Origin of the sequence: Streptomyces sp. NPDC002785, from assembly GCF_040295565.1 — a bacterium.
Classification (GTDB): domain Bacteria; phylum Actinomycetota; class Actinomycetes; order Streptomycetales; family Streptomycetaceae; genus Streptomyces.
Window position 1 is genome coordinate 1 of the sequence record NZ_JBEOVN010000271.1, and the last position, 7,974, is coordinate 7,974.

General features: G+C 67.5%; 8 protein-coding genes. 3 read left to right on the forward strand and 5 right to left on the reverse strand.

Features of this window, described 5'->3' with window-relative positions; all coding sequences use genetic code 11:
- Positions 1 to 225: 225 nt before the first annotated feature.
- Positions 226 to 987 (forward strand): MerR family transcriptional regulator, encoded by a 762-nt coding sequence (locus ABTZ94_RS34640; RefSeq protein ID WP_351206958.1) that lies wholly within the window; start codon positions 226 to 228, stop codon positions 985 to 987.
- Positions 988 to 1,128: 141 nt separating this feature from the next.
- Positions 1,129 to 2,076, forward strand: coding sequence for an ornithine cyclodeaminase family protein (locus ABTZ94_RS34645; RefSeq protein WP_351206960.1), 948 nt, complete (start codon positions 1,129 to 1,131; stop codon positions 2,074 to 2,076).
- 355 nt (positions 2,077 to 2,431) lie between these two features.
- Here ABTZ94_RS34645 and ABTZ94_RS34650 read toward each other — a convergent pair whose 3' ends face one another.
- The 4 genes from ABTZ94_RS34650 to ABTZ94_RS34665 all read right to left on the reverse strand — a co-directional run bounded on the left by ABTZ94_RS34650 (position 2,432) and on the right by ABTZ94_RS34665 (position 5,527).
- A complete protein-coding gene (locus ABTZ94_RS34650; RefSeq protein ID WP_351206962.1) occupies positions 2,432 to 3,670 on the reverse strand; it encodes an MraY family glycosyltransferase in 1,239 nt (412 codons plus the stop codon).
- A gap of 158 nt (positions 3,671 to 3,828) precedes the next feature.
- Entirely contained in the window at positions 3,829 to 4,236 is a 408-nt protein-coding gene (locus tag ABTZ94_RS34655) for a hypothetical protein (protein WP_351206964.1), read from the reverse strand.
- Positions 4,237 to 4,467: 231 nt separating this feature from the next.
- On the reverse strand, positions 4,468 to 4,668 hold the full coding sequence (locus ABTZ94_RS34660) for a DUF397 domain-containing protein (RefSeq protein WP_351206965.1): 201 nt from the start codon (positions 4,666 to 4,668) through the stop codon (positions 4,468 to 4,470).
- Positions 4,669 to 4,678: 10 nt separating this feature from the next.
- Entirely contained in the window at positions 4,679 to 5,527 is an 849-nt protein-coding gene (locus ABTZ94_RS34665) for a helix-turn-helix domain-containing protein (RefSeq protein WP_351206966.1), read from the reverse strand.
- Between the two features lie 240 nt (positions 5,528 to 5,767).
- On the opposite strand from ABTZ94_RS34665, the gene ABTZ94_RS34670 reads away from it, so the two are divergent.
- Positions 5,768 to 6,220: an ATP-binding protein gene (locus tag ABTZ94_RS34670; protein ID WP_351206967.1), complete on the forward strand. Its 453-nt coding sequence runs from the start codon at positions 5,768 to 5,770 to the stop codon at positions 6,218 to 6,220.
- A gap of 33 nt (positions 6,221 to 6,253) precedes the next feature.
- On the opposite strand, the gene ABTZ94_RS34675 is transcribed toward ABTZ94_RS34670, so the two are convergent.
- Complete coding sequence (locus ABTZ94_RS34675) at positions 6,254 to 7,615, reverse strand: acyltransferase family protein (protein WP_351206968.1); 1,362 nt, start codon at positions 7,613 to 7,615, stop codon at positions 6,254 to 6,256.
- Positions 7,616 to 7,974: the final 359 nt, after the last annotated feature.

The following is a 7,974-nucleotide window of genomic DNA, read 5'->3' on the forward strand; positions in this document are numbered from 1 at the left end:
TCTCGGCTGCGCTCGAGCAGGGGAGACCCCATCTGCCTCAATCCTCCGCCTTGCAGCTGCACGCACCCAGCCCCGCTCCTTCTCCCACCCCCCATGTGCCGGTCGGTCTTATCTGCTCGGCATGCCCACGGGCGGTGCCGGTTCCGGCTTGCGGTTTCCGCTACGTCAACTTCTACCGTCTTCGGTGTGGCCGGAGAGACCGGCCCGGCGATGTGAGGCGGGGCAATGGCCTGGTCGATCGCGGATGTGGCCCGGATGTCCGGCGTGACGTCCCGGACGCTGCGGTACTACGACGAGATCGGCCTGCTGCCGCCGGCGTGGATCGGGAGCAACGGGCACCGCTACTACGAGGAGGCCGATCTGCTGCGGCTGCAGCAGATCCTGCTGATGCGGGAGCTGGACCTGGGGCTGCGCGAGATCCAGGCGGTCCTGGACAGCCAGGTGGATCAGCTGGCCGCGCTCCGCGAGCACCACCGACGACTGCTTGCGGAACGCGACCGGCTGGAGACGCTCGCCCGCACGGTCGGCCGCACCATCGCCGAACTGGAGGAAGGCAAGGACAACAGCGATATGGCAAAGATCAACAGGCCGGAGAACCTGTTCGAGGGATTCGAGCCCGGCCGCCACGAGGCGGAGGCGCGCGAGCGGTGGCCGGAGCAGTGGGAGCAGTCCCGGCGAGCCATCGCGGGGATGACCACCGAGGGTATGGAGCAGTGGCAGCGTGAGGTGACGGCGCAGATGATCCGCATGGCGGAGTTCATGGTGGCCGGCACACCCGTCGCCGATCCTGCGGTGCAGGCCGAGGTGGACGCCCACTACCAGGGCGTGTGCCGGTTCTGGACCCCGTGCGCGGCCGCGTACAAGGGACTGGGCCAGACCTACGTCGACGACCCTCAGTTCCGAACGAACTTCGACAGCATCGCCGAAGGACTGGCCGCCTACCAGCGCGATGCGATGGCCGTCTACGCCAACGCACGGCTGAGCTGACCGACGGTTCACACCGCCGGGGGGCTGCAGACCCCCGGCGGGCCTGGACCGGCTCATCGACGACCACGGCCGCACCGACGCCCAGGCGTGCCACTGCCCCCTGCACTGACCGCGGCGGAACAGCGTGAGATTCTGACGCGCATGACCCGGATCCTGACCCGCACGGACCTGTTGGAACTGCTGAACCCTTCAGACTGCATCCAGGTACTGCGAGAAGGTTTCGCCGCCTGTGTGCAGAGTGCTCTGCCAGGCCAGCGGGTGCGCACCGACCTTCCCTTCCCAGGCACCGCGACAGCCTTGCTGCCCGGGCTGCTTCCAGGGACCGACGCTTACACGGTCAAGGTCAACGCGAAGTTTCCCGGCGCGGTCCCGTCCCTGCGGGGCGTGATCTGCCTCCACAGCGGCACGGACGGCGAATTGCTGGCCTTGATCGACTCCGCCACCATTACGGCCTGGCGCACCGGCCTCGCCGCGGCCCTGGCCACCGACCTGATCGCCCGCCCGGCCGACGACGGTGCCCACACGGTCGGTGTGATCGGAGCCGGAGCCCAGGCCGAACTCACCATCCGTGGACTTCGCACGCTGCGCTCATGGGACCGTCTGCTCGTCCACGACACCGACGCGCAGCGGGCGGCTGCCTTCGCGCAGCGGCATGGCGGCACTGTGGCGTCCACGCCGACGAAGGTCGCCGCCGCGGCAGACGCGGTGGTACTGGCCACTTGGTCGCGTGAACCCCTGCTGTATCTGGAGGACCTGCTGCCGGGGCAGCACCTGACCGCGCTCGGCGCCGACGAACCCGGAAAGCAGGAAGTCGCCCCCGAAGTTCTTCTCTCCGCCAGGCTGATCGTCGACGACGCCGCACTCGTCGCAACGCACGGCGCCCTCGCCAACGCCGGATTGCCCTCCTCTACGGCTGCCGCCTCCCTCGGGGAGGTCATCCGCGGTGAGGCCGTCGCCCGCTCCCACAGCCGGGAAATCACTGCCTACGCCCCGGTCGGTCTGCCCTGGCAAGACCTGGCCTTGAGCTGGCTGGCCTTCCAGCAGGCAGAGGCAGCGGGAACGGGAGCAACCTTCGATCTCCTGTCATGACCCGCTGTCCAGCGTCGAGTAGTCCAGCTCGGGCTTGCGCCGGTCCAGGCAGGCAATGAGCAACTGCTGGATGCCGGTGTGCCGGATCTCGTAGCGGTCGACCATCTCCTCGACCGTCAACCGCCCCGTCAGCAGCGCGGCTTTCAGCGTCGTGGGCCCGTGAGAGGGGAAGTGGCTCGGTGACCACCCCGTGGAGCGCCTGAGCCCTGGGGTTCTCCCTCATGGCGGGGCCAGTTCGGTAGTAGCCCTTCGCGCCGGCGACGATCTCGTCGGTGACGGCGCACGGGGCCGCGCCATGGGAACGAAAGCCACCGCAACTGGCCCCCGTGCGCAGACGGCTCCGAGGAAAGGCCCGTCAGTCTCCGGTCGCGGCGCCTGCCGACGCCCGCCGATCGCCCGCGGAGTCCTTTGGCACGGAGAGCTCGCCGCGCCGCCGGTAAATGCACGCCACAAGTGCGGGAGGCACCCGGCGGGCGAGGGCGGATTCGTAACGGGGCTGGAGCAACAGAACCAGGCCCAGACCGCAGACGAACGCGACGCCGAACAGCATCCAGGACTTGGCGCCCCGCGCCGAATAGCCCACGATCCCGAACGAGAACAGCGCCGACCAGAAGTACATGAGCAGTACGGCCCGGCGGTGCGAATGGCCGAGCTGGAGCAGCCGGTGATGGAGGTGCCCCTTGTCGGCGGCGAAGGGGGACATCCCGTTCCACGTACGCCTGACGATGGCGAGAACGAGGTCCGCGACGGGCAGTGCGATGACGGACAGCGGCAGCAGCAGCGGAATGTAGACCGGCACCATCGCGGCCGACCCGGATCTGCCGTCGACGGTCTGGTTGAGGAGGCTCGGGTCGACCTCGCCCGTGACGGAGACCGCGCATCCGGCGATGAGCAGCCCGAGCAGCATGGACCCCGAGTCGCCCATGAAGATCCGGGCCGGGTGGGAGTTGTGGACCAGGAAGCCGAGGCACATGCCCGCGAGGATCGCGGAGATCAGCGTGGTGGAGGCGGCGGACTCGATCCCGTAGCCGTACCAGAGCCGGTAGGCATACAGGAAGAACGCCGTCGCCGCGATTCCCACCGTTCCGGCGGCCAGTCCGTCGAGCCCGTCGACGAAGTTGACCGCGTTGATGGTGACGACGATCAGCGCCACGGTCAGCAGGGTGCCCTGCCAGTCGGAGAGGTAGATCCCGTCGGTGCCCGGCACCGGTAGCCACAGGATCGTCAGCCCCTGGAACGCCATCACCCCGGCGGCGATCACCTGACCGCCGAGTTTGACCAGCGAGTCGACGCCCCATTTGTCGTCGAGAACCCCCAGGACCCAGATCACCGCGGCCCCGGACAGCAGCGCCCGCGGCGCCGAGCTCTGGGTGAAGATCTCTTCCAGGTGCGGCAGATGGGAAGCCACGAGGAATCCGGCCAGCAGCCCGCCGAACATGGCCATGCCGCCGAGGCGGGGAGTGGGTTCGCGATGGACATCGCGCGCCCGGATCTCGGGCATCGCCCCGATCGAGATGGCGAACTTCCGCACGGGGCCGGTCAGGAGCAGAGTCACCGCCGCAGTGATGAACAGCATGAGCAAGTAGTCCCGCACGGGCGGCCTCACATTCCGGCCCGAACGAGCCGATTCCTGAACAGCTTTTTTCCGGGGCTGCTGCTCAGGGTGGGACGGGGCCGGTGGCGAGTCCGTTGCGGCGGCATGGAAGCCCGGACCCCGGTCGAGGCCCCTCACTGCGCCCCGGTGAGCCTAACTCATACGTATTTCGGTACGGCGGGGTGTGGGGCGGAGGCGGGGTTCGGGACGCCGTGGGTGTCGAGCGATACGTAGGTCACCGGGCGGACGTGCCACTCGATGTGCCGGCCGCCACGCAGCAGTAGCGTGAACCCGCAGGGCTCGCCGCGGTGGAGCGCGCCCAGGGCCTGCACCCAGCCACCCTTGTCGGCCCAGTGGTGGGCGCGCACCAGCTCGCGGGGGGTGAGGCCGAAGAGGTGGTTCGCCCGGAGCTGGACGCGGATGGCACGGATGGCCTCCTGGGGCGTGGCCATGATGCGCAGGTCGATCGGCTCGGGGGTGAAACCGGTGGCGGGGCCGAAGCGGAGGGCTTCGAACCGGTAGCCGTGATCGAGGACCGGCTGTAAGGGGGTGGGGATGGTGCGCATGGTCGACCGTCCGATCGCAGCGTGTGGAGGGGCTCGGCTCCAACTGGCCGTGGGCATAGGGGAGTTACGGCGTCACACGGGCGTCCTGCACCAAGCCGAGCCGACGTTGGCGACGTACGGTGACGGTAGCGCTACTGGTGCGCATGGAGCAACATTGGGACGTCCCTAAGTTGTGCCCCTGCGCGCGAAGCGCCCTCAGCCGGCTCGGCAGAGGGCGCTTCGCGGCGTCGCTCAGATCAAGTGGTCGAACTCGCCGGCCTTCACGCCGAGCACGAACGCGCGCAGCTTGGCGACGCTCGTTGTGACGATCACGTCGGGATCGTCGCTCTCACGCATTTTGATCGAGCCGTCAACAGGTGCCAGCTCGATGCAGCTCTGATTGTCGTCGGGTCCTGAGAAAGAGGACTTCTGCCAGTTGATTGCGTCGGTCATGCCGGTTGACTCACATTTCCTGTGCGATGCGTTGGATGAATTGGTCCGACTCCTCCGTGCCGAGCGAGATCGACTTGACGGAATCAAGCAGCTCTCGATATCTGGCGAGTTGGGCCTCGGCGTCCAGGAAGCCCGCATTGAAGGCGCTGTCGATCTGAACCGTGTCGAGTGCTGGGATGCTCGCTCCGGCGTACAGCATCGAGTGCACCGAACTCGTGATCTGCGTGGTGAACGGGATGATGTGGATCGTCACGGATGGCCAGGCGGAGACCCTGCGCAGGAAGTCGAGCTGTTCCCTCATGGTTTCCGCGTCGCAGTACCGCATACGTAGGGCAGCTTCGTGAATAAACGCTTCGAACGGCATTGGAACGGGCCGGTCGAAAATATCGCGCCGTCTCATGCGGTGCTCGACGCGGGCGTTCAGCTCGGCGGTCGGGAGATCGGAAACGCCGCTTCGGATGAGGTCGCGTGCGTACGCTTCCGTTTGGAAGACGCCGGGCACATGCAGCATCTGGATGGTGCGGATGTAGGTCGCCCGGTGCTCCAGTTCCGCCAGGTCCAGAAATCCGGGGGAGAGTATGCCGCGATACTCGTCCCACCATCCCTTGGCGCGTTCCTCGGCCATGCTCGCGAGCGTGTCGACAAGATGCTTGTCGTTGGCTGAGTAGTGGGCGGCCAGTCGACGCACCCGCTGGTCGCTCACGCCGTACCGGCCGGACTCGATGTGGCTGATCTGGGCGCGCTCGCCACCCAGGTACGCGGCGGCCTCACTCCCGGACATCCCGGCCCGCTCGCGCAGTTTGCGAAGTTCCGCGCCCAGACGCTTCTGCCTGGCAGTCGGGTAGCTCCGTGGCGGCATTGGTCCCTCCCCTTCGTGCGGTACGAGTGTGCCGTCCCACTGTGTCGCTGGTCCACTCGTACGGGTGCTACGGCCGTCACACTGTTGCGCCGTCCCATTGTTGTGCCCTAGCGTCCATCGGCAACGAACTGCACGCCTCAGTGGGCCGAAGTGCAGCCATCCGCAAGCCAGTTGAGCGCAACCGGGTGGCCGATGCCACGGACCGCCGGCCACGGACCACGCAAGTCGGGAGACCGCACCATGACCTCCGTAACCGCCCCTCCACCCTCCTCCACCCACCTCCCCCAGCGTGGCGAGCGCTACCGCCTTGTCGCGCCGAACACCCCCACCGCACCCAGACTCGTACGCGACTTCATCGGGACGCTGCTGTACGTCACCGAGCATCCCGCCCTCGCGGACGACGCGCGCCTCTGCGTCAGCGAGATCGTCAACAACGCGCACTGCCACACGCGCTCGCCGCTGATCCGGGTGGACGTCACGGTCAACCGCAGGCAGGTGACCGTGTACGTGACGGATGACGATTCCGGCTCGCCGCCCGGCCCCCGGAACGCCGTGCACCCGGGCAAGGGCGAACACGGGCGCGGGCTCGTCCTCGTGGACGCCGTCGCCGCCCGCTGGGGGACCATCGCGTACGGAGTGCGGTCGCCGCACTCGAAGACCGTGTGGTTCACCCTCGCCGCCGCCGGACGCTGAGGTGCCCCGACCCGCACGTGGGGTGCGAGGCCCTCATCCGCTGCCCTGCCGGGAGAGAACCCGGGCATCTTCATGGCGCACGGCCAACTGAACGGGCACGGTGCGAGGGCCCTGCGTGGCAACGGTCTTCGGGGCGTTCTTCTCCCGTACGACGAGCAGCCCCGTCAGCACCAGCAGTACCCAGAGCACCGGGCCGAGCGGGTTTCCGGGGGAAATGAACCCCTGCGCGGCAAGCCCGAGGAGGCCGCCTGCGGAAAGCACGGCCGCGAGAACGACCTTGCCGAGGCTCATATCCGATGCCGCACCGGAACGGCGACGGAATTCGAAACGGCCAAAACTTTTGGTGAAGCACACCAGGAAGGCTCCCGAAATGCCGACCCATAGCGGTGCCATCGCGAACCACATCGGGCTACCGGGCGTCGGTGTCGCGAAGCCGAGTCCGACAATGGCGATTCCCGCCGTCATCACGAGCGCGGGCATGTGCCAGAGGTACAGGGTCATGAAACGGGTTCCGCACCACTGCAGAAAGGCGGTGGCCAGTGGACGTTCGGCAAACCGTGTGATGACCGGCTTGAGCGTCAGCCAGAGTCCGAGTTGGCCGATCGTCAGTGACAGCATCAGCGCGGTCGGAGGGCTCATGTTGGAGACCGGGGCCCCGGGCATTCCGATCATGGATGCCGGGTAGGGCCCGAAGAACACAGCGGCCGCGGTGAGTCCGAAGCCGACAGCGGCCAGACCCGCCAATGTCCACCTGCTCCGCACGCGCAGGCCGCCGTCGGCGTAGTGGAAGCCGAATTGGTGGGCCGCCAGCCAGACGAACAGGGCGTTCAGGAAACCGATCGCGGGGCCGACCTCGAAGCGCAGTACGTCGACGACCAGGGCGCAGACGGCGAGTACGCCGATCACACACCATCCGTACCGGCGGTACCACCTGAACATCACCGGCGTGAGCGCGACCACGAGCACGTAGACGGCGAGGAACCAGAGCAGCTGCCCGGCTATTTTGCCCGCCATCAGCACTGGTTGCTGAGGCACCCCCACACCGATCAGCGCGTGGGGCAGCAGCAGCCACACGGCTGCCAGGGGTATGACCGGCACCAGGAGACGCGCGATTCTGCTCCGGAGCCAGGTGCGCACCGATTTCGCGGATCGGAACGAGAAGAAATTGGCGGCACCGCCGGCGAAGAACACCATGGGCATGACCTGCGTCAGCCATGTGACGATCCACCAGCCGGGGCTTGCGAGAGCATTCCCGGTGCTCAAGTGCCCATTCTCATAGGCCAGTACGGGCATGAGCCAGTGCTGGGAAATCACGGCCAGCACACATAGTGCTCTGATGGCGTCTATGAGTGAATCGCGACCGCGACCGGGCGAATGAGCGTGGGTTTGCTGCATGCAATCATCGTGCAGTCAGCAGGCGATATGGACAGTAAAGCGGCCCCCCGAATTCATTGGGGGGCCAGCACTGCGTGCCATGGTGGGGTTCTCCCCACCGGGCACTGTCCTCCCGAGCGGGTCAAGCCGCCCGGCCCGGCAGGGCAGGGTCCACCGCGTACGGGGCGTGGTCGCCGCACACGAAGACGGTGTGGTTCACCCCCGCCGGACGCTTAGACCGACCGGCACATGGGGGGCGGCGTCGCGGGGCTGGGCACGCACATTTGCCGCGTTGTCGTCAATCACCATGGCTCCTTCCCCAAGCTCTCGGCTGCGCTCGAGCAGGGGAGACCCCATCTGCCTCAATCCTCCGCCTTGCA